Source organism: Spirosoma harenae (assembly GCF_054776975.1).
The window spans coordinates 41,346-65,500 of sequence record NZ_BAAHBD010000053.1; the positions used below are offsets into that span (position 1 = coordinate 41,346).

General features: G+C 46.5%; 15 protein-coding genes. 12 read left to right on the forward strand and 3 right to left on the reverse strand.

The genetic code is table 11. The annotated features are described in order from the left end of the window. Positions 1-127: 127 nt before the first annotated feature. From ACYVE4_RS31910 to ACYVE4_RS31920, 3 genes are all read left to right on the forward strand, one after another. Positions 128-2,503: an ABC transporter permease gene (locus ACYVE4_RS31910; protein ID WP_461044481.1), complete on the forward strand. Its 2,376-nt coding sequence runs from the start codon at positions 128-130 to the stop codon at positions 2,501-2,503. 88 nt (positions 2,504-2,591) lie between these two features. Further along, positions 2,592-4,958, forward strand: coding sequence for an ABC transporter permease (locus ACYVE4_RS31915; protein ID WP_461044482.1), 2,367 nt, complete (start codon positions 2,592-2,594; stop codon positions 4,956-4,958). Positions 4,959-5,045: 87 nt separating this feature from the next. After that, on the forward strand, positions 5,046-7,451 hold the full coding sequence (locus ACYVE4_RS31920; protein ID WP_461044483.1) for an ABC transporter permease: 2,406 nt from the start codon (positions 5,046-5,048) through the stop codon (positions 7,449-7,451). A 65-nt stretch (positions 7,452-7,516) separates the two neighbouring features. Here ACYVE4_RS31920 and ACYVE4_RS31925 read toward each other — a convergent pair whose 3' ends face one another. Further along, positions 7,517-8,338, reverse strand: coding sequence for a DUF1835 domain-containing protein (locus ACYVE4_RS31925; RefSeq protein WP_461044484.1), 822 nt, complete (start codon positions 8,336-8,338; stop codon positions 7,517-7,519). Positions 8,339-8,490: 152 nt separating this feature from the next. Then, positions 8,491-10,032: a YifB family Mg chelatase-like AAA ATPase gene (locus ACYVE4_RS31930; RefSeq protein ID WP_461044485.1), complete on the reverse strand. Its 1,542-nt coding sequence runs from the start codon at positions 10,030-10,032 to the stop codon at positions 8,491-8,493. A gap of 695 nt (positions 10,033-10,727) precedes the next feature. On the opposite strand from ACYVE4_RS31930, the gene ACYVE4_RS31935 reads away from it, so the two are divergent. The 3 genes from ACYVE4_RS31935 (at position 10,728) to ACYVE4_RS31945 (ending at position 15,430) form a co-directional block, all read left to right on the forward strand. Next, on the forward strand, positions 10,728-13,766 hold the full coding sequence (locus ACYVE4_RS31935; protein ID WP_461044486.1) for a two-component regulator propeller domain-containing protein: 3,039 nt from the start codon (positions 10,728-10,730) through the stop codon (positions 13,764-13,766). A gap of 3 nt (positions 13,767-13,769) precedes the next feature. Continuing rightward, positions 13,770-14,570 carry a LytR/AlgR family response regulator transcription factor gene (locus ACYVE4_RS31940; protein WP_461044487.1) on the forward strand — a complete coding sequence of 267 codons (801 nt, stop codon included), beginning with the start codon at positions 13,770-13,772 and terminating at the stop codon, positions 14,568-14,570. Positions 14,571-14,641: 71 nt separating this feature from the next. Continuing rightward, positions 14,642-15,430: an MBL fold metallo-hydrolase gene (locus ACYVE4_RS31945; RefSeq protein WP_461044488.1), complete on the forward strand. Its 789-nt coding sequence runs from the start codon at positions 14,642-14,644 to the stop codon at positions 15,428-15,430. Positions 15,431-15,432: 2 nt separating this feature from the next. On the opposite strand, the gene ACYVE4_RS31950 is transcribed toward ACYVE4_RS31945, so the two are convergent. Then, complete coding sequence (locus ACYVE4_RS31950; RefSeq protein ID WP_461044489.1) at positions 15,433-17,880, reverse strand: bifunctional YncE family protein/alkaline phosphatase family protein; 2,448 nt, start codon at positions 17,878-17,880, stop codon at positions 15,433-15,435. A gap of 367 nt (positions 17,881-18,247) precedes the next feature. Here ACYVE4_RS31950 and ACYVE4_RS31955 point away from each other — a divergent pair, with 367 nt between their 5' ends. The 6 genes from ACYVE4_RS31955 (at position 18,248) to ACYVE4_RS31980 (ending at position 24,130) form a co-directional block, all read left to right on the forward strand. Continuing rightward, the gene (locus ACYVE4_RS31955; protein ID WP_461044490.1) at positions 18,248-19,030 is read left to right on the forward strand and encodes a ParA family protein; all 783 of its coding nucleotides are present in this window, start codon (positions 18,248-18,250) and stop codon (positions 19,028-19,030) included. Between the two features lie 79 nt (positions 19,031-19,109). Beyond that, positions 19,110-20,024, forward strand: a complete 915-nt coding sequence (locus tag ACYVE4_RS31960; protein ID WP_461044491.1) for a ParB/RepB/Spo0J family partition protein — start codon at positions 19,110-19,112, stop codon at positions 20,022-20,024. 68 nt (positions 20,025-20,092) lie between these two features. After that, positions 20,093-20,941, forward strand: coding sequence for a DUF5683 domain-containing protein (locus tag ACYVE4_RS31965; protein ID WP_461044492.1), 849 nt, complete (start codon positions 20,093-20,095; stop codon positions 20,939-20,941). A gap of 4 nt (positions 20,942-20,945) precedes the next feature. Then, on the forward strand, positions 20,946-21,686 hold the full coding sequence (gene dapB / locus ACYVE4_RS31970; RefSeq protein ID WP_461044493.1) for a 4-hydroxy-tetrahydrodipicolinate reductase: 741 nt from the start codon (positions 20,946-20,948) through the stop codon (positions 21,684-21,686). 129 nt (positions 21,687-21,815) lie between these two features. After that, entirely contained in the window at positions 21,816-22,988 is a 1,173-nt protein-coding gene (gene lepB / locus ACYVE4_RS31975; protein ID WP_461044494.1) for a signal peptidase I, read from the forward strand. Positions 22,989-23,128: 140 nt separating this feature from the next. After that, on the forward strand, positions 23,129-24,130 hold the full coding sequence (locus ACYVE4_RS31980; protein ID WP_461044495.1) for an N-acetylmuramoyl-L-alanine amidase family protein: 1,002 nt from the start codon (positions 23,129-23,131) through the stop codon (positions 24,128-24,130). Positions 24,131-24,155 lie beyond the last annotated feature (25 nt).

Here is a 24,155-nt window from a genome sequence, read left to right on the forward strand (position 1 = left end):
CTATTTGGGCAAGCAACGTTTAGGCATTTAGTACTGTCTTTGCAAAGTAATTAGCATGACGTAAGATGTGTATCCATTAGGTGTTTGCGTCATGGTTTCTGCCCGCTATTCCTAAACCCTCAACATTATGCTTCGCAATTACATCAAAATTGCCCTCCGAAATCTGTCGAAAAACAAAGCATACTCAGCCATTAATATCGTCGGATTGGCGGTGGGTATGGCGATTGCCATGCTGATTGGTTTATGGATTTATGATGAGTTGTCGTTCAACAAGTTTCACAAAAATTATGATCGGCTGGCACAGCTCTACATCAATCAGACGTTCAACGGAACAACGGGCACTAGTCGGGCGGTCTCTCTTCCATCGGCCAATACAGTAAAGACAAATTACCCCAGCGACTTTGCAGCCGTAGCGCTGGCATCCTGGAATTTTGGGCATTTGCTGGTAAATGGCGACAAAAAGATCAGCAAAGAGGGCATGTATGCGGAGCCAGAATTGCCTAAGATGCTCTCGCTCAACATGCTAAAGGGCGATTATGCAACTGCTCTGAAAGAACCAGCCTCTATTCTTCTCTCCGAATCAATTGCGAAAGCGTTGTTTGGCGATGCCGATCCGTTAGGAAAAATCATCAAAATCGATGCAAAGAATAATGTGAAAGTAACGGGCGTCTTTGAAGATCTGCCGTATAATTCCCAATTCTATGAAGTAAATTTTTACCTGCCCTGGAGTGCCTATTTAGCGGATCAATCCTGGGTAAAAGAATCGCTGCAACAATGGGGAAATCACTCGTTTCAAGGCTTTGCCCAAATCGCCGATAAGGCCGATATGGCCACAGTGTCGGCAAAAATTCGGGATATAGAGAAAAAGCACGCGTCGGTTAGTGAGAAGCCGGAATATTTCCTGCATCCGATGCGTAACTGGCATTTGTACTCTGATTTTAAGGATGGTAAAAACATCGGCGGTGGCATACAGTTCGTTTGGCTGTTTAGCCTGATTGGGGTGTTTGTGCTGCTGTTGGCGTGCATCAACTTTATGAATCTGAGTACGGCTCGGTCCGAAAAACGCGCCAAAGAGGTTGGGATTCGGAAAGCGGTTGGGTCGCTACGCCAGCAATTGATCATCCAGTTTTTAAGCGAGTCGATGCTGGTGGTTTTCTTTGCGTTGATCATCGCGCTACTGATCGTCCTGATTGCGCTGTCGCCTTTCAATGACCTGGCGGGTAAAAAAGTCAGTATTCCTTATGACAATCCCGTTTTCTGGCTGCTCATTATCAGTTTTTCGCTTATCACTGGCTTCTTATCAGGCAGTTATCCAGCCTTGTATCTTTCGTCGTTCAATCCACTGAGCGTGCTAAAAGGCACGTTTCGGGTTGGGCGATGGGCAGCTATTCCTCGAAAAGTATTGGTCGTCGTTCAGTTTACGGTATCCATTACACTCATCATCGGAACCTTGATTGTCTTCCGGCAGATTCAACATGCCAAAAACCGCCCTGTCGGTTATGACCGCTCCAATTTATTACAAACGTATACAAGTCCGGGTACGTCAGGGAAATTCGATCCGTTACATGACGATTTGCTGAAAACGGGCGCCGTTTACGAAATGAGTCAATCATCCAGTCCAACTACGGGCGTCTGGTCGAATCAGATTGGATTCGAGTGGGAAGGGAAAGATCCTAAATCATTACCATTGTTCGGGATCGTAGCCTGTACCCACCAATTCGGAAAAACCATCAATTGGAAAATTCTGGAAGGCCGCGATTTTTCCAAAGAGTTTTCTACCGATACATCGGCCTTTATTCTAAACGAAGCCGCGGTCAAATTAACAGGTTTGAAAAACATTGTTGGCAAAACCATTCGCTACAACGGGAAGCCGATGCAAGTGGTTGGCGTCATCAAAGATATGGTCATGGAATCGCCATATGAGCCTATTAAACCCACCATTTTCCTGGTTCGCTACGACTGGTCGAACGTGATCAATATCAAGTTGATGCCAAATGCGCCGGTCGACGAAGCACTTCAGAAAATCAAAGCGGTTTTCAAAAAATACGATCCTGATACCCCGTTCGAATTCAAATTCACGGACGAAGAATACGACGCTAAATTCCGAACCGAAGAACGTGTCGGAAAACTAGCGCGCGTGTTTGCGGTTCTCGCCATTTTTATCAGTTGCCTGGGGCTGTTTGGACTGGCATCGTTCGTAGCCGAACAGCGCATCAAGGAGATTGGCGTTCGAAAAGTCCTTGGTGCATCGACCTTCAGTTTGTGGGGATTGTTGTCCAAAGATTTCGTCCGATTGGTAGCCATTGCGTTCCTGATTTCAGCTCCGCTTGCCTGGTATTTTCTGGACGACTGGCTCAAAAACTATGAATACCACACCACCATAACCTGGACAATTTTTGTGCTGTCGGGATTAGGAGCAACCGCCATCACCCTCCTGACTGTCAGCTATCAAGCCATTCGAGCCGCACTAATGAACCCGGTAAAATCACTTCGATCAGAATAAATAGCATAGGGCATGGGGGTTGGGGCATAAGGTAAAAAAATACTCCATGCCCTTATCCCTCTGCCCCATGCCCTTACCCCTCTGCCCCATGCTACGCAGTTATATCAAAATCGCCTGGAGAAACCTCTGGAAAAACAAAACCTTCTCCTTCATTAACATTCTGGGCCTGGCGCTCGGTATGGCCTGTAGTCTACTCATCATGATTTGGGTGCAGGACGAACGGCATATGGATCGGTTTCATACGAATGACGCCCGACTGTACCGGGTCATGGAAAACCAGCATTATGTAGGCGTTATCAACACGTTCGCATCAAGCCCTGGTATTCTGGCGGAAAATATCGTTAAAGATTTCCCCGAAATTCAGATGGCCAGTCAGATGCTCTGGGAAGAATCGACCTTGTTTACGGTGGGGAGTACATTTGAAAAAGAGAAAGGACGTTCTGTGCAGGGCGATTTCCTTACCATGTTTTCGTTTCCACTCAAAGAGGGCGATCCGAAAACGGCCCTCAAACGGCCCGATGGTATAGTCATTACGCAGAAGATTGCAGATAAATATTTCAAAGGGAAAGACCCAATGGGCAAAATCATTCGGGTCGATAACACAGACGATCTGATGGTGACGGGCATCCTGGCCGATATGCCCGACAACTCCTCGCTAAAATTCGATTATCTGATGAGCTACGACCGCTGGCTGAAAACGAATAAATGGGCGAAGGAATGGGGTAATAATGGCCCCCGCTGTTTTGTACTGTTAGCGCAAAACGCATCTGTCGATAAGGTAAACGCCAAGATCAAAAACTACATCAAAACCAAGAATAAGGATAGCAACGTTGAGTTGTTTCTGCAAAATTATGGCGAGTCGTATCTGTATTCGAATTGGGAGGGCGGCAAGCAGAACGGGGGGCGAATCGAGTACGTACGCATCTTTTCTATCGTTGCCATTTTCATTCTGGCGATTGCCTGTATTAATTTCATGAATCTGGCTACTGCCCGTTCGGTTAAGCGGGCGAAAGAAGTGGGAGTTCGCAAAGTAGTGGGGGCTTACAAAGAAAGTCTGGTAGGGCAGTTCCTCGGCGAATCGATGTTAATTACGTTGCTTTCACTACTCTTCTCGATACTAATTGTCCTATTGATTCTGCCTGTATTCAATGAACTGACAAGCAAAAAGTTATCTCTCGACTTCGCAAATCCCACCTTCTTATTCTTACTGCTGAGCCTGTCAGTCGTTACGGGTTTGGTTGCAGGAAGTTACCCGGCATTGTTCATGTCTTCGTTGAATCCGGTGGTGATTTTGAAAGGATCGCTGAAGTTTAAAGCAAGTTCTACCTATTTCCGAAAAGGGTTAGTCGTACTTCAGTTTGGACTGTCGATCATGCTGATTTTGGGGACGTTAGTCGTGTATCAACAGATTCAGTTTATCCAGAACAAAAACCTTGGTTACGACCGCGAAAATCTGCTATATATGCCGTTGGAGGGTGATTTACAGCGGAACTTCCCAGCATTCCGCCAGGAACTGGAACGTCAACCCGGTATTAAATCAGTAACCTGTGCCCAATCGGACCCGCTCGAAGTGGGAAGCTCGACGCAGGGTGTTCGGTGGCCGGGAAAAGACACAACTCAACTGATGCTTTTTAGTCAGAATGCTGTGTCGTATGAATACATTAAAACGATGGGTATCAAGCTGATCGGCGGACGCGATTTCTCGAAGGATTTTACGACTGATACCAGCAATTACATCATTAATGAAGCGTCGGCCCGAAAGATCGGTTACAAAGATCCGGTTGGTAAAGAGCTGACAATGTGGGGTCGGAAAGGGAAAATCATCGGTCTGATGAAAGATTTCCATTATAATTCTCTTCATACAGCCATCGAACCACTGATTCTGCATTTACAACGTGGCAATGACACAACAAGAAACTGGGGAACTGTACTAGTGCGTACGCAGGCTGGCCAGACCAAACAGGCCGTTGCCAGTATGGAAGCGTCTATCAAGAAATTCAACCCGCATTTTCCATTCAAATATCTGTTCACCGATCAGGAGTTTGCGAATCTGTATAAAGCGGAAAATACGGTCAGTAAGTTGTCGAGCTACTTTGCATTTTTGGCCATTTTTATCTCCTGTCTGGGATTGTTTGGGTTGGCGGCATTCACGGCGGAGCAACGGACCAAAGAAATTGGCATTCGGAAAGTGTTGGGGGCCAGCGTGCCAAATCTGGTCGGGATGCTATCGAAGGAGTTTATCCTTCTCGTGATTCTGGCGGCCTTTATTGCCTTCCCGCTAGGTTGGTATTTCCTGAGTGGCTGGCTCGAAAAATACGCATACCGTATCGAACTAGCCTGGTGGTATTTCCTGATTGCGCTGATCGCAGCTGTATTGATCGCTCTGATAACCGTCAGTTTCCAAAGCATCAAAGCTGCATTAATGAACCCTGTAAAGTCTTTAAAAACAGAATAAGTTCAGGCTTGGGGCTCGGTGCATAAGGTAATTCGTTTTACCCCTATGTCCCGAGCCCCAAGCTCTATGCCCTAAATCCCCTGCCCTATGCTTAAAAACTATCTCAAAATCGCCTGGCGCAGTCTGTGGAAAGCCAAAGGCTTTTCGGCCATCAATATTGTTGGTCTGGCCATCGGAATGGCCACCTGTCTGCTCATTATGGTATTCGTATTTTACGAACGAAGCTTCGATGGGCTTCACCGTAAAAACATCTACCGACTCGATGAAGTCCAGAAGTTTGAGGGTATGGTGGCTCCGCAAAATGTGGCCTTATCCATGTATCCGATGGGTTCAACGCTGAAAAGCGAATTCCCTGAAGTTCAGAATTTTACCCGAATCACCCAGTTTAATAAAGTGACCTTAATGCATCAGGATAAAAAGGTAGTTTATCCCAACATGCTCCGGGTTGATTCGACGTTTCTGCAACTGTTCGATTTTGAACTATTGAAAGGAGATCGCAGTACCGTTCTGCAAGAACCAGGGAGTGTTGTATTAACTGAGGAAGGAGCGGCCAAACTGTTTGGAACAAACGACCCAATCGGAAAATCGGTGACTTATTATGGTCGGGATACGCTTACGTTCGCGGTAACGGGCATTCTGGCCAATACGCCCAAAAACTCTCATCTTCAGTTCGAAGGTTTATTTTCACTCAAAACGTTTGTCAGTCAGGACGATGCAAACAATTGGGGAGGAAACTGGCTGGTTACGTATCTGGAATTGGCCAAGAATACGGACGTAGCAGCGCTGGAACGGAAATTCCCTGCCTATCTGAAAAAACACATGCGTGAGGGAAACTGGAAATTCTACGAGCTGTTTCTCCAACCCCTAAAAGACGTTCACGCCAACTCCGTTCAGATCACACACGACTACATTAATTACCAGAAATTCGACGCCAACTACACCTATATCTTCTCCGTAATTGCCCTGATCGTGCTGGTAATTGCCTGCATCAATTTCATGAATCTCTCTACTGCCCGCTCGGCTGGGCGGGCTAAAGAAGTTGGTATTCGTAAATCGGTCGGAGCAATTCGTTTGCAACTGGCCAGCCAATTCATCGGTGAATCGGTGCTGGTAGCTTTGTTGGCGCTGGTTTTGGCTATTCTGATTGTAAAATTAACCATCCCATTGGCCCGTTCTCTGAGTCAACGCGAGCTGGATTTGCCGCTATTTAGCAATCCTCTTTTATTGCTATTGATTCTGGCCGTAACTGTAGTTATCGGGGCTCTTTCTGGACTTTATCCGGCCGCTTTTCTGTCTTCGTTTCAGCCAACAAAGGTACTGAAAGGTTCACTGGAGACAGGGCGTAGTAAACTAACATTCCGCAACGTATTGGTGGTTGGCCAGTTTGCCAGCGCCATTTTCCTGATCATTGCTACCATTTTTGCCGTCAAACAATTACGATTCATGCGTACCCGCGATACGGGCTTCAACCGCGAACAGGTGTTAGTGATCCCACTTAATTCCAAAACAAATCCGAAATACGACGCACTGAAACAGGAATTGGTGAATAACTCGGCCATTCTTGGCGTAACGGCGTCGCAGCAGCGACTGGGCAATAATCTGCATCAGACAGGCGTGAAATTCCAGGGCGATGGCCCCGCTCGAGAGCTGGTATCTTCGCAGGTTATTGTCGATCCCGATTACCTGACGCTCTACAAAATCCCGCTCGTGGCGGGTCGAAATTTCTTACCTGGTAAACAGGAAAGCGGCCGAACGTACATCATCAACGAAACGCTGGCTAAAGAGCTTCTGAAAGAACATCCCGGCAAACCAATCCAATCGTTAATTGGGCGACGATTTGGATTCGGCGGCATGGATTCGCTGGGTACGCTGGTGGGTATTGCCAAGGATTTTAACTTCAATTCCCTCCACCATAAAATTGAAACGCTCTGTATTTTCAACCAGCGAGATTGGGGCTATAGCGAAATGTCGGTCCGTATCAATGGCGACAAAGCACAGGAGGCAATCGGTCAGGTAGAAGCAATCTGGAAAAAAATTGCACCGGAATATCCATTTGAATACACGTTTCTGGATGAACATTTTGCTGAACTCTACCGCGCCGATCTTCAGGTAAGCGAAATTGTTGGGATTCTGGCATCGCTGGCCATTATCATTTCGTGCTTGGGCCTGTTTGGCCTGGCGTCTTATTCGGCCGAAAAACGCATCAAGGAAATCGGTATCCGAAAAGTGCTGGGAGCATCCGTAACTGGTATTATCGCGCTGCTTTCCAGAGATTTCCTGCGATTGGTTCTGGTTGCTATCCTCATTGCAACTCCCCTGGCCTGGTTCGCCGTTCACACCTGGCTTACTGACTTTGCGTATCGCATCGGCATCGATTGGTGGGTTTTCGTTCTTGCCGGATTACTTGCCATTGCTATCGCCTTACTAACCGTGAGTTTCCAGAGCATCAAAGCCGCCTTAGTGAATCCTGTAAAATCCCTTCGATCAGAATAGCATAGGGGGTAGGGCATAGGGGTATTGTTATAAAATACTATTACCCCATGCCCTAACCCTTTGCTCTACACCACCAACAAACCGCTTTTTTCCTGAATGACTTGCTGCTGAATCAATCGATCCAGATAGGTTTCAATGCTCCAGTCGCCTAAGCCATAAATACGGTCGCTGGCAAGCCATTCGCCAACTACCTGTCGGGATGTTTTAGGCGATTTCTGAACTAGAGCAAGCAATTGATTTTCGATGAGCGATAATCCGTTTGTGTCTACCTGCAAACGAGCGATGTGTGCTACCAGCGCGTCGTGCAGATAACGCAATCGACCAAAATCTTCTGTTAATAAATTCGTCAAGGCAGCTATATCGGAGATTGCATAGGCCGACCAGACACGAGCGGATAAGGCTAATTCATAATCCGTCAACAATTCGGCATGTGGGTAGAGCGAAGCCAATTGATTGCTTGTCAACTCACCTAATCCTTTAAAATTAGGCATGCCCTCAAATTGATTGATCGACACCTGTTTTAACTTCGTTTGCCCTAAATCGATGCGGGAGAAGCAGTTAAGTAGAAAAACCAGATTGATCTGGCAAAACAGGTCGTGCTCAAACCAAAGGATAATTTCATCGTATTCTCCTAGCTGGTAAATTCGATTGAACTCGGCCACGACTTTCTGATGATAGGTATCCTCTTCTTCTTGCTGGCGATCACCGAATTCAGACGTTATCCAATTCTCACGGAGATTCCAGAGTTTTTCAATAGGTTGGGAAACATCGAGCAACGGTCCTTCAGAAAGCATTTCTCGCCAAACAGCTACATCGCCGGGTATACCGGATTTCGCAAACGAATAGGCCGTCGAGTCGCCATTCAATACGTGTAAGATCTTTGTCATTAGTATATATTTTTAGAGTCGTCTACTAACTCAAAGATACCTCAAAATAATGCTTTATCATTCTGAACGAAATGAAGAATCTCAAAGTCTCTTCTTAGGTAATCTTGAGATTCTTCACTTCGTTCAGAATGACAAAAACGTAATAAATCCTTCTACCCTGCCCAGCTTTCGCGGTCTAGACTTCGGTATTGGATGGCTTCGGCCAGGTGCTCTATTTTGATTTCTTCGCTGCCAGCTAAATCCGCAATCGTTCGCGATACTTTCAGAATTCGGTCGTAGGCACGGGCCGAAAGTCCAAGTCGTTCCATGGCCGTTTTGAGAAGAATCCGTCCAGCATCGCTGATGACGCACACTTCTTTTACCATTTGCGACGGCATCATGGCATTACAATAAATACCCGGCTGGTTAGCAAAGCGAGCCGTTTGAATATCCCGCGCTTTGATTACCCGCTCCCGAATCACTTCGCTGGGTTCGGCAGGTCGATTGGCGGTCATCTGATCGAAGGAAACGGGGGTTACTTCAACGTGTAGATCAATCCGATCGAGCAGGGGGCCGCTGATTTTGGCCAGGTATTTCTGCACAACACCCGATCCGCAAACGCATTCTTTCTCCGGATGATTGTAATATCCGCATGGGCACGGATTCATGCTGGCAATCAGCATAAAACTGGCCGGAAATTCGACGGCCCATTTCGCGCGGGAGATGCTCACTTTCCGATCTTCCAGCGGCTGGCGCATCACTTCCAGCGCCGAACGTTTAAACTCAGGCAATTCATCTAAAAACAAGACGCCATTGTGCGCCAATGAAATTTCACCCGGTTGCGGAAAGCTCCCACCGCCCACCAGCGCAGCATCCGAAATCGTATGGTGCGGTGCTCGATACGGGCGGGTCGCCATCAAATTGGCTCGCGCACCGAGCTTACCCGCTACTGAGTGAATTTTGGTCGTTTCCAGAGCTTCCTGCAATGTCAACGGCGGCAGAATACTCGGTAAACGTTTGGCCAGCATGGTTTTTCCTGCGCCGGGAGGGCCAATCATAATTACATTATGCCCACCCGCAGCCGCGATTTCCATCGCTCGTTTAATGTTCTCCTGCCCCTGTACATGCGAGAAATCGGCTTCATAGGCATTTATCTGCGACATGAACAAATCGCGGGTATCACTTACCAGCGGTTCGATATCTTTCTTGCCTTCAAAAAACTCGACGGCCTCCTGCATATTCGCTACGCCGATCACATCCAGGCTGTTAACAATAGCGGCTTCCTGCGCATTTTCTACCGGCAAAACAAACCCCTTATAGCCCTTTTTTCGGGCTTCAATCGCAATAGGCAATACACCCTTTATCGGTCGTAACGTACCATCCAGAGCTAGTTCGCCCATAATTACGTACTCTTCCAGATTGCGCTGAGCGGTGATTTGTTCGGAGGCCTGCAACACACAGAGCGCAATCGGCAGATCGTAAGCTGAGCCTTCTTTTCGAATATCGGCAGGAGCCAGATTCACGACCACTTTCTGACGGGGCATTCGATAGCCGAAGAACTTCAGCGACGCTTCGACACGCTGCTCACTTTCTTTTACAGCACTGTCGGGCAAACCGACCAAATGAAAATGTAATCCCTGCGCAACAATGACTTCAATCGTAATCAGGCTGGCATTGACGCCATAAACAGCCGCACCAAATGTTTTGGCTAACATAAATTACACAAGTAAACGGATTGAATCTATAAGTTTCAAAACTACAGTACGGACAGGCAATAAAAAAGCATCCATCAAATACCGTATAATTTATCTGCCGGTTTTAGGCTTATTGCCACCAGTTGTAAAGTCAGGAGTACCCGTTGTCGATTTCTCCTTATCGTCCCTATTTTAACATCGTAACTTTAGTTAGCAAATAACAGAATATCAATTATTTATGCCATCTACGAGAAGATAAATAGGCAAATCTGGCTCTCAGAAAAGATCGGAAAAGTGTGAACCACATATCAATTCAGGGCTACCACTTTTCAATCGTTCTGCGCCGGATATCAATCTGCATTATTTACGAACTAATCAGGAAGCATTTTTAAAACTATTTTCTAACCGCATAAGAATAAGGAGGACGACGGTATGGAACGGGGCGATTATTTCACTAAAAAAAGCGATTCGAAATCCTTTGCGAAAGGATTGTTTCGGTTCGTTGAAAAAGAATTTGACTGGATTGTATTGGTGCTTATGACACTCATCGTCCTGTTTGTTCTTGTCATCTTTTAGCGAACACGTAATGCATTAGTTTAGAAGCGAATCCGGTTAAAAATTGGTAGGCAGCGCGCGAGAAGAGCCAGGTAGAGTAACCAATTCGGGATTAATCAGATTACTCGCTATTTTTCGCAAAACTCAAAGTCGGTTTGTCTATGAAGTACACATTGGTTGTCCTACTGGTATGCCTTACCTGTTGGGGAACCAATGCTCAAAAACACCACCTAACACTCGACCACCTGACTATCAAAGAGGGGTTACCTTCTAACGATGTCTGGTGCATGACGAAAGATCGGCAGGGCTTTTTGTGGATCGGCACGGGGCGTAATCTTTGTCGGTACGATGGCTATACGTTTCAATCGCTGCCAGGGCCGAAATTAGGCTATTGCTCCGGCGTTTCAGCCGATTCAAAAGGCGATATTTATGCGTCGATTGATACAAAAGGTCTCTGCAAGATCAATCCTAAAACGCTACGAACCGACACATTACTCCTTAATAATTACGACGATAAAGACCCTAGCAACGACTTACACGAGCAGGTTGTCGTTGACTCCTTCGACCAGGCCTGGATGTGCGACTATAGTTCGGTAAAACGCTACGACATCGCCCGAAAAAAACTCCACACCTACTCGCTAACCGCATCGGTATCTGGGAATGTATATCAATACGCCAGTTTTTTTGAAGATTCCCGGCATACGCTTTGGGTCATTTCAGAGTTGGGTCTTTATAAATACGATCGTTCGCGCGACAGATTAATTTGTCTGCTCGGCCAAGAAGCTATCGACCCCCAAAACAGGAAAGCCGTTCGACTCAGTAAAGCCTTCGAAGACGCAGCTGGAAATATCTGGCTGGGAGGTTACGAGTCTGGGCTGATTCGGTACTCTCCAAAAAATCAAACGTTCACGTTCCGAAAGCAGGGGTTTGAACACAAAAACGTGATCTGCGGTCAGGAATCGCAGGACGAAAACGGGCAAAACGTCCTTTTCGTTGGTACTGACAACGGCGTTAGCATTTATTACCCAGAACAGAACGAATTGTACACCCTTGCTGAATTCAATAATAGTGGCATACATATTAAGGATATGTATGATGATAAGGACAATGGGATTCTGTGGATTTGTACGCGCGAGGGTATTTATAAATATCGCTATCGAAACTTAGGAATTCGTACGGTCGATCTGCCTGCCAGCGCGGTCCGGTTGCCGGTTCAAGTCACCAGTATTTTAGCAATATCGGGCGGAAATTATCTGTTAGGGCTATCGCATTCAGGGGTTCTGGAATGGAAACCGGCTACCAATCACTTTCAGTTAAAGCCGTTTCCAATCAACGCCAATACGTACCAACTTCGCTGGATTCAGGATCGACCGTATGCGTTTACGGATAAAGGTGTTTTTGTGGGCGATCCCCAAACTGGCAACTTCTCGCGCTGGGCGGTTGCCAGTACTCTGTTTAAATCCACCGAATTTCGAGACGCATTGATCGACCGAAAAGGGCGTTTCTGGATTGCGAATATGGTTGAGGGGTTAAAAGTAATTGATCCAGCCACCCATAAAGAACTGACACTATGGACGAAACAGGCAACTCAAAAAGCGTTTACCAATAATTACATCAAGGCCATTCAGGAAGGAGCCGACGGACGAATCTGGATTGCTACCTGCTCCGACGGACTGTATTATTTCAACGAAAAGCGATCGAATCCGACTCAATCTGAATTCATCAATATCGAATCACTGCCGGGCAACAAAGGGCTGCGCATTGGTGGCGATTGTATCAACGCAATGCAGTTCGGCGCTAATCATTCGATTCTGATTGCAAGTTGGGGAGGTGTATCCAAAATTTCGTCATCGGGGCAAATTCTGACGAGTTTCAGCCACTTGAACGATGCTCTATCTGACACGTATTGCTCGAACATCGCCGAAGATCCGAGCGGTAATTTGTGGTTCAGCACGAACGAAGGTATTCATATTGCCGATCCGAAAACCCGAAAAATCAAACACCTCACGACCGTTGAGGGACTTCGCAGCAATTATCCGTTTGGGTTTCTTTATCAACCCGATAAAGAGTTATTATTAGGCCATACCAACGCTATTAATCTGCTCACGATTAATCAAACGAGTACGGCTAAAACCATCCCAAAAATCGTCGTCAGTTCGGTCGAAGTACGGGGTAATCCGCTCAATCAGGATATTACGCAAGGCATTACGCTGAATCCGAATGAGAATGCTATTTCGTTTAGCTTCTCGGCCCTGAATTTTGAGCCGAATTCGCAAAATCGGTACAGTTATCAGCTAGAAGGATTTGATGACCAATGGGTCGATCTGGGGAGCCAGCATTCGGTTTCGTTTACCAATTTACCCGCAAAATCGTATCGGTTGCTGGTCAAAAGTGGAAATGGCTTTGGTGTCTGGAACGATACACCATTGGCCATCAACTTAACCGTAAATCCCTATTTTACCAATACCTGGTGGTTCCGAACGCTTATTGGTCTGGCAATTGGCGCTGTAGTTGTTGCCTTGATGCGATGGCGCGTTGCTACGCTTGACGAGCGAAATCGATTAGATTTGCAGATGACCGAATTGAAACTGAAAGCGCTTCAATCGCAAATGAATCCGCATTTTCTGTTCAATTCGCTCAATTCGGTTCAGCATTATTTACTGACGAATCAGGGCATTGAAGGCGCTAAATATTTGTCGAAGTTCTCGAAGCTGGTGCGTCGGATCATGGAGAACTCGAATCACCAGTATTTGCGATTCGAGCAAATCATCGACACCTTACGCATGTACGTCGAGATTGAAGCGTTTCGGTTTAACCACGAATTCACCTATTCGTTTGATATCGAAGACAATGAACAATTACTGGATGCCATGCTGCCGCCTATGCTCCTCCAGCCCTATGTTGAGAATGCGATCTGGCACGGATTAATGCCCAAAGAGGGCGAAAAGAAATTGTCCATTTCGGCCCATGTTGAATTAAACCACATTGTCTGTCAGATCGAAGATACGGGTGTTGGTCGCACCTTTGCTCCTCGAAAGGAAGGCCATATTTCGCGTGGACAGGAAATGACGAAAGGCATTTTTGATTCGCTACGCCGAAAAGACAGCGAAGCCCGACTCGATGTAATTGATTTATTTGACGATCAGCACAAGCCGGTCGGAACCCGTGTAGTCATGATTATTCCCCTTGAAAAACCTTGAAGTATGAAAAAGCTCCGCGCTGTTATTATCGACGATGAAACCAATGCCCGCCAGGCACTTACAAACCTGCTTCAACTCCTCTGTCCCGACGTTGAACTTTGTGGAGAAGCGAAAAATGTAGATTCGGGCATCGAACTCATTCAAAAAGAGCATCCTGATCTGGTTTTTCTCGATATTCAGATGCCAGGCAAAACGGGTTTCGATTTGCTGGCGTCCTTCGAAAAAGCTGACTTTGGGGTTATTTTCACCACCGCTTATCAGGAGTACGCCATCCGAGCATTTCGGTTCAGCGCCATCGATTACCTGCTCAAACCAATCGATCCCGATGAGTTGCAGGCTGCCGTTGAGAAATACAAATCGCAGTTGGTAAGTGTTAGTCCGCAGCAGTTAAAAATTCTACAGGAGCACATTGACGAGCCCCGACCAGGATTGAGTCAACGAACGAAAAATGCCCAACAGCGAATTGCTCTACCGACGGCTGAAGGTATCCATTTCATTCAAATGAATGATATTATTCAGTGCGAATCCCTGGGATCATATACCAAATTTCATCTGGTCGGAAGCAAACCCATTGTCGTATCGCGACTGCTAAAAGAGTACGAGGAAATTCTGGACAACTACTACTTTTTCCGCGTCCACCAGTCCAATATCGTGAATCTGGAACACATTAAACGCTACGTAAAAGGCGACGGCGGTCAAGTCTGGCTGAGCGATAATTCCGAAGTCGAAGTATCCCGCCGACGCAAAGAAGAATTTCTGGCACTGCTCTCCGACTTTTACGTCAATTCGGGAAAAATAAACTGATGAAGTAAGACACGAATTGCGCGGTACGGGGGTTATCTTCGTAGTGGACAAATCGTAGCTTGTCAATTCGTATGCCTTTATTTATTACCTCTCTGAATTCGGGGAGCAACGGAAATTGTTATTATGTTGGAAATGAGCAGGAAGCAGTATTAATCGACGCTGGCATCTCCTGTCGGCAAACCGAAGCTCGGATGCGGCAACTGGGTTTGTCGCTTCAGTCGGTAAAAGCCATTTTCGTTTCGCACGAGCATTCCGACCATATTATTGGTATTCCGCAATTAGCCAAGAAGTATCAATTACCCGTTTTTATTACAGCTCGCACGCTCCGTAATACGCGCTTATCCGAACAGTCATTTCCAGTTCGTGCGTTGCGCGCTTACGAACCGATCCAGATTGGTGGCCTGCGGATTACAGCTTTCCCAAAGGAACATGACGCCAGCGATCCGCACAGTTTTTTAGTTGATTACGAAGGAATTAACATTGGCATCTTTACCGACATCGGCATTGCCTGCGAAAACGTGATTCATCATTTTAAGCAATGTCATGCTGCTTTTCTGGAAGCCAATTATGACGAGGAAATGCTGGAGAAAGGGCGTTATCCTTATCATCTTAAACGCCGAATTCGTGGTGGCAAAGGGCATTTATCGAACCAGCAGGCTTTAGAGCTTTTTCGAGAACATAAGCCCGCATTTATGAGTCATGTGTTGCTCTCGCATTTATCGAAAGAGAATAATTGTCCGCAACTAGCGCGCGATTTATTTATGCCTCATCTTGGCCCTACTGAACTGATAGTAGCTTCCCGGTCAGAAGCTACGCCGATTTTCAGGATTGAGACTGCCACTCAGGAAACCCTCGTTTAAATCTAATCATCGTCTGTTTCGCCTTCTTCCTCGTCGTCATCATCTCCTCCTTTCCCCAAACGGACGAAGGCGCCCCGACGAGGAGCGGGCATGACGCTTTTCGGGCCGCGTACCGTTTGCCAAACAATCTCACTGAAAATCAGATCATCGATATCGTCGGGATGCGTCAGATTAAACTGCATGGAGCGTTTTGAATTGAAATTGACCGCTACATTTTTCTGATTCAGATCAATACCCGCTTCGCGTGCTTTGAACGGTGCGGAATTCGATTTATTCGTAAAACACCGCCACATAGGCGTAGCCGCAGCATCATATTGACTCATCGGTTTTAGTCCTAAAATCAATTCGATTGTCCGTAACATTCCCGAGGTCGAATACATCGTATGATCGACAAAACCTCGCTTCACCAAACCACCTGCCACAAACGCAATTGACCGGTGTGCATCTACGTGGTCGGGGCCGTTTTGGGCATCATCTTCCAGAATAAACACCACCGATTGGTTCCAGATGGGACTTTTCGACAGATGCTCTACTAATTTCCCAACGGCCAAATCGTTGTCGGCAACGGCGGCATCGGGTGTTGGTAAACCGACTCGGGCGCCCGAGGTGTGGTCGTTGCCCATGCGGATCGTATTGAGTTTGGGTAAGGTTCCTGCAGCTACCAACTTATCAAAATCTTTCTCCCAGGCTTCTTCTCGATTTATGTCCAGATAGCCCAAGTCAAACCCTTTGAAGTCAGCGCAATAATGGCCTTGTAGTACTTTATCCTTAGGCTTTTCGTCTGTAAACCAACCGTAACTACGATATGAAATTCCGGCACGTTCGCAGTGATTCCAGATAAAACCGTCGCGCGGATAAGCAATCTCTTTCTGCCCTTCGTAATCATACGTACCACCTCGACCGCCATAACTCGTCACCCAGTTCTTTTCGACGTAATCATTTGCATAAGCAGCCGATGACCAGTTGTGTCCATCGGCACTCACTTCGGCATCGACATAGAAATTATCCAGCAGAACAAACTCTTTGGCCAGCGCATGTTGGTTAGGCGTAATCTTCTGCGGAAACAGGCATAGGCTTGCATCACCATTACCTTCGGTCATATCGCCTAAAATCTGGTCGTATGTGCGGTTTTCTTTGATGATATAAAAGACGTACTTGATCGGTGATGGATCGCCAACCCGCATTGGAATTGGATTACCGGTTTCACCTTCGGTCTGGAGTTCCTTATTTTTTGTGTAGGGCGTATTAGCGTACACCAGCCGAGAATAGGCCGCTAACAGGCTATTGTCGGGCGTGTCAATAATTGATAGCGTTCCCTTGAAGAGACCAGCAATGTATTGTACGGGTCCCGGATTAGCTTGCGGATTTGGGCCAACCTGCTGCGGTGTTCGCGTTCGTACGGGATTAGGTCCTCGCGGATTAGCTTTTGAAGAAAAGCCTTTTCCGTTGGTGACAAAAATTTTACTGCCAATTACTTTAACCGCCGTTGGATACCAGCCTGTCGGAATAAATCCGCTGGAACGGCTATGCCCTTTAGTTGTAATATCAAACACAGCCAGGCAATTATTATCGGCGTTGGCAATATAAAGCGTATTCTCATCCTCGCTCATAGCCAGCCCATTGGGCGTCGTTCCTACTGGTGCATTCGGAAATAGTGAAGCCGTAAGTGTTTCGATTACCTGCCGTTTTGCTACATCAATCAGCGCAACCGTATTATCATTTCCGTTAGCGACAAACAGGTACTTTCCGTCGCGGGTCATCAACAAATCGTTCGGGTTTTTATTCGTAGCTATTTCAGCTGTGATCACCTGTGTAGCCGTATTAATAATTAATACTTTGGCTCCGCCCCAAAGCGACACAAAAAGCTCAGCCTTATCCCGCGACAGCATACAAGTATAAGCCGCAGCACCCAAGCCTATTTTACGAACTGTTTTCCGCGTCTGCGTATCGACAATGTACAGGGAGCTGTCTTCTTTCGTGACGACATATAATTGGTTTTTTGCATCATCGACGCACAAACCCGTTGGCGAAATTTTAGTCGGCCAAGGCTTTCCCAATACGATTGGCTCATCTACTTGCAGATCACCATTGTCGAGTTTATAAACCAGAATTTTGTTATCGTTTCCGCCCGATGCGTATAATCGTTTTTCATCATTGCTGAATGCCAAACCTAAATACGCTTTGCCAACTCTGGCCGTATCCAGGACCTTTTCCGTTTCGGCATCGATCAACGTAATGCTCTGCGTACTTTGCCCATTATTGGTTATGGCCAGGTATTTTTTCGATGGCGAAACAACCAGATTGAGCGGCAAATCGTCCAGATTAATACTACGTCCGGGAGGGGTTAGTGCCCAGCCATTAGGCAGTTTCACGCGAGTGGCTGCGAGTTTTTGATAGGCTTCAGCCTCTTCGGCTGCATTTGCCGAGTTCGTAGGGCGATGACAACTCATTACCGACAGGCATATCAGTAAACTGATGAAGCTATAAAAAAGAGGACGCAGGATCATAGCTGTAATACATTAAAATGAGTCGGGAAAGTTAGGTAAAGAATTACTATAAACGCATGAAGGATAGCTTACTCTCTGTTTAACAAACTGTTAAGAAATTTATACTCTTTTTAAAACAGAAATAGCCCGTTCTGATGTCATTTAACCATGTAGTGCCCAAATCACCCTGATTTATGTGCCTGGAGTTAGCAATCTTTTTAACAAGTAAATGATACTCACAGGCTAAGAAAATTTTGTGAAACATTCCGTGGAACATTTCTTGGATTCGTGGAAACTATCAGGCATCTTTGGAACTGCAACGTACAGACCGATGGGTAAAGTCATTGCTATCGCCAACCAAAAAGGGGGCGTCGGTAAAACTACAACAACGATAAATTTGGCCGCCAGCTTGGCCGCCCTCGAATTTCAGACGCTTATTGTCGATGCAGATCCACAGGCGAATTCCACGTCGGGTCTGGGTTACAATCCGAAAGAAATTGAAAACAGCATTTACGAATGTATGGTTGAAGGTGTTCGCCCGCAGGACGCCATCATCCAGACAGACTTTCCAAATCTGGATTTGTTACCATCTCATATCGACCTCGTTGGGGCCGAAATCGAGATGATCAATCTCCAGAATCGGGAGGATAAAATGAAGCAAACGCTCGATGGCTTACGCGACGAGTATGACTTCATTATTATTGACTGCTCACCCTCGCTGGGTTTGATTACGATTAACAGTTTGACCGCTGCCGACTCGGTTATTATTCCGGTTCAGTGCGAATACTTTGCACTTGAAGGCCTGGGCAAACTGTTGAACACAATCAAAATTATCCAGTCACGACTGAATACGAATCTGGCGATCGAAGGCATTCTGCTGACGATGTACGATTTGCGGGTTCGGCTGTCGAATCAGGTCGTTGGTGAAGTAACTACGCATTTTCAGCAGATGGTGTTCAATACCATCATTCCGCGCAACATTCGGCTGAGCGAATCGCCCAGCTTTGGTGTTCCTGCCCTGGCGCAGGATGCCGACAGCAAAGGAGCCGTCAGTTACCTAAACCTGGCTCGCGAGATCTTGATAAAGAACGGCTTAATGCCACAAGAAGCATAAAATATGTATGATGTGTGATGTATAATGTAGGGGTTTCCCAAATCATATATCATACATCCTATATCATACATCTTTACGCATGGATAACACCAAAGCACCGAATAAGAAGATGATAGGATTGGGCCGTGGCTTGGGTGCCTTGTTGCACGATAGTGAATCGGTTAATCGGCAGTCGAAACCCTCGCCCTATGAGTCGATTAGCACGATGACCGAAATTGGTTTGTCGGAAATTGAAACCAACCCATTTCAACCCCGGACGCGCTTCGATCAGGAAGCGCTTCAGGAACTGGCTGATTCGATTCGGACTCAGGGGATTATTCAACCAATAACCGTTCGTCAATTAGGGAAAGATCGGTATCAGCTCATTGCCGGTGAACGACGTTTACAGGCATCCAAATTGGCTGGCCTGACGCACATACCTGCTTACATTCGTACCGCCAACGACCAGCAAATGCTGGAAATGGCGTTGATTGAGAACATTCAGCGCGAAAACCTCAACGCGATTGAAATTGCTCTGAGCTATCAGCGGCTCATTACAGAATGTAGTTTGAAACAGGAAGAATTGGGTGAGCGTGTTGGTAAAAATCGCACAACCGTCAACAATTATATTCGGTTGCTCAAATTGCCTCCTGTGATTCAGGCATCGTTACGCGATAATAAAATTTCGATGGGCCATGCTCGGGCGATTATCAACATCGAAAACCCCGAAACCCAGATTCGGCTGTTTATGAAAACGGTCGATGAAGAATGGTCGGTTCGGAAAGTGGAGGAAGCGGTTCGCAATCTCTCCGATGAAGCCGAGGACTTGGCTACTTCACGTAAGGTCACGTTACCGAAACAGGAAATGCGTAGCTTACAGTTTAAGCTTTCTTCCTTATTCGGTACGCGGGTTTCGATTAAAGCTGACGAAAAACACAAAGGCGAAATCAAAATACCATTTACCTCACAGGAAGAGCTTACCAGAATTCTGGAGGTGCTCAACTCCCCCGCTTGACCGTGTTAAATTACCTTAAAAGGGCGGACAGGCGGGCTAATCAGCAAAGGCCCAGTCGTTGTTTATGCATGCATCCATTGTCAACTGCCTGTATAAGCTTATTTCTGCTCGCTTTATCGATCTGGCCAGCTTTTGCGCAACAACCAGCGATCAAACCCGCTCCCACACCAGCCGCTACTGATTCCACCCGTCAGATTCGTTCGGCAATGGATACAATCCCAGCAACCATACGGCGTAATGGGATTCGGGTTGGCAATTCCACGTTAACGCCCGATGACGATTCGACGGTACTGGATAAGCCCGATACAGCTCGTCTGACGGCAAAGCAAGAGGCCAGGATTCATAAAATTGTTCCTAAAAAAGCAACCATTCGAGCGCTTATTCCTTTCCTGGGGTTAGGGCAAGCCTATAATCGGCAATATTATAAAATGCCTTTTCTATACGCTGGCCACGCGATTATGGGATACCTGTTCATCAGATATCGAGACTTGGCAGGCCAAGCCGAAACTGGTTACAGGCGTTTGCTCTATGGAGATTTGACAAGTCCAAGAATGGAAGTTAACCTAAATCCAACTCTATATCCAGCCTCAATAACCTCTACAATTGTTATACCTGCTCAATACACGGCCCCAGCAAATGTAGAAATTGGCGTTAGCCCCTGGACGGATCGGAAAGTGCTTATTACAACAACAGCGACCGCTAAAAATGCCTATGACACGTATCGTCGGTATCGAGATCTCAACATCCTGTTATCGGTTGCCTTATACGCTCTGTCAATTGTTGAAGCGAATGTAGCGGCCCATTTAAAAACTTTTGATTTAACCGACGACATCTCGATGAACGTCGAACCCAGTGTGCTACCTGCGCCCGCAATGGGATTCGTTCCCGGCGTTCGGGTAGCGTTTACGTTTAAATAAGGCTATGAATATTCTACTACTTGGCTACGGCAAAATGGGGAAGGCCATCGAGCAAATTGCGCTCGATCGAGGTCACCAGATTGCGGGCCGTATCGACGCTGACAATCACGCGGATTTAGCGAATCTTGAACCCGACGATGTAGATGTCGTTATTGAATTTAGCTCGCCCGAATCGGCGGTTGAAAATATAAAATACTGCCTGGGGCGTGGTTGGCCAGTCGTTTGTGGCACAACAGGTTGGCTTGGTCACCGCGCTGAAATTGAAGCGATTTGTCAGGAAACAAAGGGAGCATTCTTCTACGCATCGAACTACAGCATTGGGGTCAATCTGTTTTTCCGATTGAATAAAACCCTGGCACAGTTCATGCGGAATTATCCATCTTACCACGTGTCGATGACGGAAATTCATCATACCGAAAAGAAAGATGCTCCGAGCGGAACGGCCATTACACTGGCTGAAGGAGTAATGGAAAAAATACCCAATAAAAGCCGCTGGGTCAACAACGAGCCGGGCAAAGAGCAAGTACCCGTTACGGATGATGCCATCGAAATTGAGTCGCTTCGCGAAGGGACTGTGCCGGGTACTCATGTCATTCGATATGAATCGGAAGTGGACCGCATTGAGATCAAACACGTAGCCAATAGCCGTCAAGGCTTTGCCCTAGGCGCTGTGGTTGCGGCCGAATGGCTGGTTGGGCGAGAGGGAATATTTGGTATGGATGATCTGTTGGGAAGTGATAAATGATAGGTGATGAGTGATAAATGGGTCAATAAAACCGTTTACTCTTCGTAATTTCGTTATTCATTATACCCAGTAAAATTCTCTTTATCTCGACATTCATCATTTATCGTTCATAACTCATCACTAGTAAACGTGTCTGAAGTCAAAACCAAGGCCGAAACCAAACCGGCTAAAGCAAAGAAATCGCCCATCCGGGAGTGGTTCGATTCTGTCTTATTTGCCGTTGTAGCGGCTACGCTGATTCGATGGTTATTTATGGAAGCGTTTACTATTCCAACGCCTTCGATGGAAAATAGCCTGATGGTCGGCGATTTTTTGTTTGTCAGCAAACTGCATTATGGTACCCGAACCCCGCGGACACCCCTACAAGTACCACTGACGCACCAGAAAATATGGGGAACCGACATTCCGTCGTATAGCACGGCCATCCAGTTACCCTCGTACCGACTACCGGGTTTTACACATGTTAAGAATGGCGATGTCGTCGTATTTAACGTGCCTCCAAAGTACCTCAACGATAACATTGATTATCCCGTCGATCTGAAAACTAACTACATCAAGCGTTGTATTGGGATTCCGGGCGATATTATTGAAGTGCGTGAACGTAAGGTACTTGTCAATGGCAAACCGTTCCCAACACCCCCACGCTCGGAGCAGAAGTATTTTATTAGAACGACTGAAGTCCTTGATGCTACGTTCTTCCGCAAATACGACATTGTAAACGATTACCGAGATCCAAACCAGCCGACCGAAAACTGGAAACCACTGGAGGAATACAATGATTCGACGAAATCCTCAAAGATGGTTGGCTATAGTATCAACACAACCGAAGAGACTATTGCCAAATTCAAATCGTTTGACTGGGTTAAAGGCATCGAGCCCATGTCGGAAAAGCCGGGTGAAATGGCAGCTATGATTTACGGTACACCAACCTTCAAGTGGAACCACGATAATTTTGGCCCGCTGACGATCCCGAAAAAAGGCGTAACAATTCAGATTAACCCAGAAACCATTGCGTTGTATGGCCCTGTAATTCAGCTCTATGATGGTAACGAAAAGGTGGAACTCGATTCGGCCACTGTTAAAATTGGCGGTCAACCGATTAAATCGTACACGTTCAAGCAGGACTATTATTTTATGATGGGTGACAACCGCGATAACTCACTCGACTCGCGGTTCTGGGGATTTGTTCCCGAAGATCATATCGTTGGGAAAGCCGTATTTGTCTGGATGTCGCTTGACCCAAATCCGGCTAATATCTGGAACAAAATCCGCTGGAATCGCCTGTTCCGAACGATTGACTAAAACAGCATAAAATAGCCTTACGCTAAATCCCCAAATTTGTGTACGCAGCTTGTCGCAAATTTGGGGATTTGATTTAGAGCAATTTACAAGCTCATTTGCCCGTTTTTAGTGCAAATCCCGAAATAGCCCATACCTCACCAATGATGCAAACACTACAGAGATTGATTAATAGTCATCGGATTATCTATCTGATAGTTCTGGCATTATTGGTTTTCCCAATACAAATATTTCCAGCATCCGGAAGCGGAATAAACACCTATTTAATTACTCGGACCAATCCAGTTAAGAAACCTGCAACTAATAAGTCTACTCGACGTTCGACGGCTCATAGAATCAAATCGGTTAACCACAAAGCGACGAAAGTCAAAACCACCGCAAAGGCAGCTAAAAAAGTAGCTTCAGCTTCTACGATTTCGATGGCGTTGCTGGGCCCTAAATATGCGCACGTAACCGTCAAAGATCAGAAGCTAAGAGGAGCGGTATATTATCTGGCTTCAGGACATGGCGGCCCCGATCCCGGCGCTATCGGAACATATGGCAAACATTCGCTTGCCGAAGATGAATATGCATACGATGTAACGATCCGGCTAGCGCGTGTACTAATGGAACACGGCGCTACCGTTCACATGATCGTTCGCGATCCTAATGATGGCATACGCGACGAAAGTGTGCTGAAGATCGACCACGACGAAGTAACCTACCCGAATCAGCGCATTCCACTGGATCAAACCACGCGATTACGGCAGTATACAGACGCGATCAACAAATTGCATCGCCAACACAAAGAGGCTTATCAACGCATGGTCACTATTCACGTCGATAGCCGGAGCGTAGGGGAAAACATCGATGTATTTTTCTATCACCACGAGAATAGTAAGCCCGGCAAACGACTAGCCAAACACATTCATAAAAGCTTCAAATCAGGCTATCGACGCAGCCAACCCGGACGCAGTTATTCGGGAACGGTATCAGACCGAAGCAGTTTGTATGTCGTCAGAAACAGCCATCCGCCTACCGTTTTTATCGAACTGGGTAATATTCAAAACGATAAAGATCAGCGTCGTTTCTTGATAGCCGATAATCGACAAGCGCTGGCAAATTGGATTGGCGCAGGTTTGCAGGCGGATTATAAAGGTTTCTAGTGCCAAGTTGGCTGACGCTTCATCG

Bases quoted from the DNA above. Each gene is read 5' to 3' on its own strand.
- ACYVE4_RS31930 (WP_461044485.1), bottom strand. From the start codon at position 10,032: ATGTTAGCCAAAACATTTGGTGCGGCTGTTTATGGCGTCAATGCCAGC.
- ACYVE4_RS31960 (WP_461044491.1), top strand. From the start codon at position 19,110: ATGGATAACACCAAAGCACCGAATAAGAAGATGATAGGATTGGGCCGT.
- dapB (WP_461044493.1), top strand. From the start codon at position 20,946: ATGAATATTCTACTACTTGGCTACGGCAAAATGGGGAAGGCCATCGAG.
- ACYVE4_RS31945 (WP_461044488.1), top strand. From the start codon at position 14,642: ATGCCTTTATTTATTACCTCTCTGAATTCGGGGAGCAACGGAAATTGT.
- ACYVE4_RS31935 (WP_461044486.1), top strand. From the start codon at position 10,728: ATGAAGTACACATTGGTTGTCCTACTGGTATGCCTTACCTGTTGGGGA.
- ACYVE4_RS31940 (WP_461044487.1), top strand. From the start codon at position 13,770: ATGAAAAAGCTCCGCGCTGTTATTATCGACGATGAAACCAATGCCCGC.
- ACYVE4_RS31955 (WP_461044490.1), top strand. From the start codon at position 18,248: ATGGGTAAAGTCATTGCTATCGCCAACCAAAAAGGGGGCGTCGGTAAA.
- ACYVE4_RS31925 (WP_461044484.1), bottom strand. From the start codon at position 8,338: ATGACAAAGATCTTACACGTATTGAATGGCGACTCGACGGCCTATTCG.
- ACYVE4_RS31915 (WP_461044482.1), top strand. From the start codon at position 2,592: ATGCTACGCAGTTATATCAAAATCGCCTGGAGAAACCTCTGGAAAAAC.
- ACYVE4_RS31980 (WP_461044495.1), top strand. From the start codon at position 23,129: ATGATGCAAACACTACAGAGATTGATTAATAGTCATCGGATTATCTAT.
- ACYVE4_RS31950 (WP_461044489.1), bottom strand. From the start codon at position 17,880: ATGAGTTGTCATCGCCCTACGAACTCGGCAAATGCAGCCGAAGAGGCT.
- ACYVE4_RS31920 (WP_461044483.1), top strand. From the start codon at position 5,046: ATGCTTAAAAACTATCTCAAAATCGCCTGGCGCAGTCTGTGGAAAGCC.
- ACYVE4_RS31965 (WP_461044492.1), top strand. From the start codon at position 20,093: ATGCATCCATTGTCAACTGCCTGTATAAGCTTATTTCTGCTCGCTTTA.
- ACYVE4_RS31910 (WP_461044481.1), top strand. From the start codon at position 128: ATGCTTCGCAATTACATCAAAATTGCCCTCCGAAATCTGTCGAAAAAC.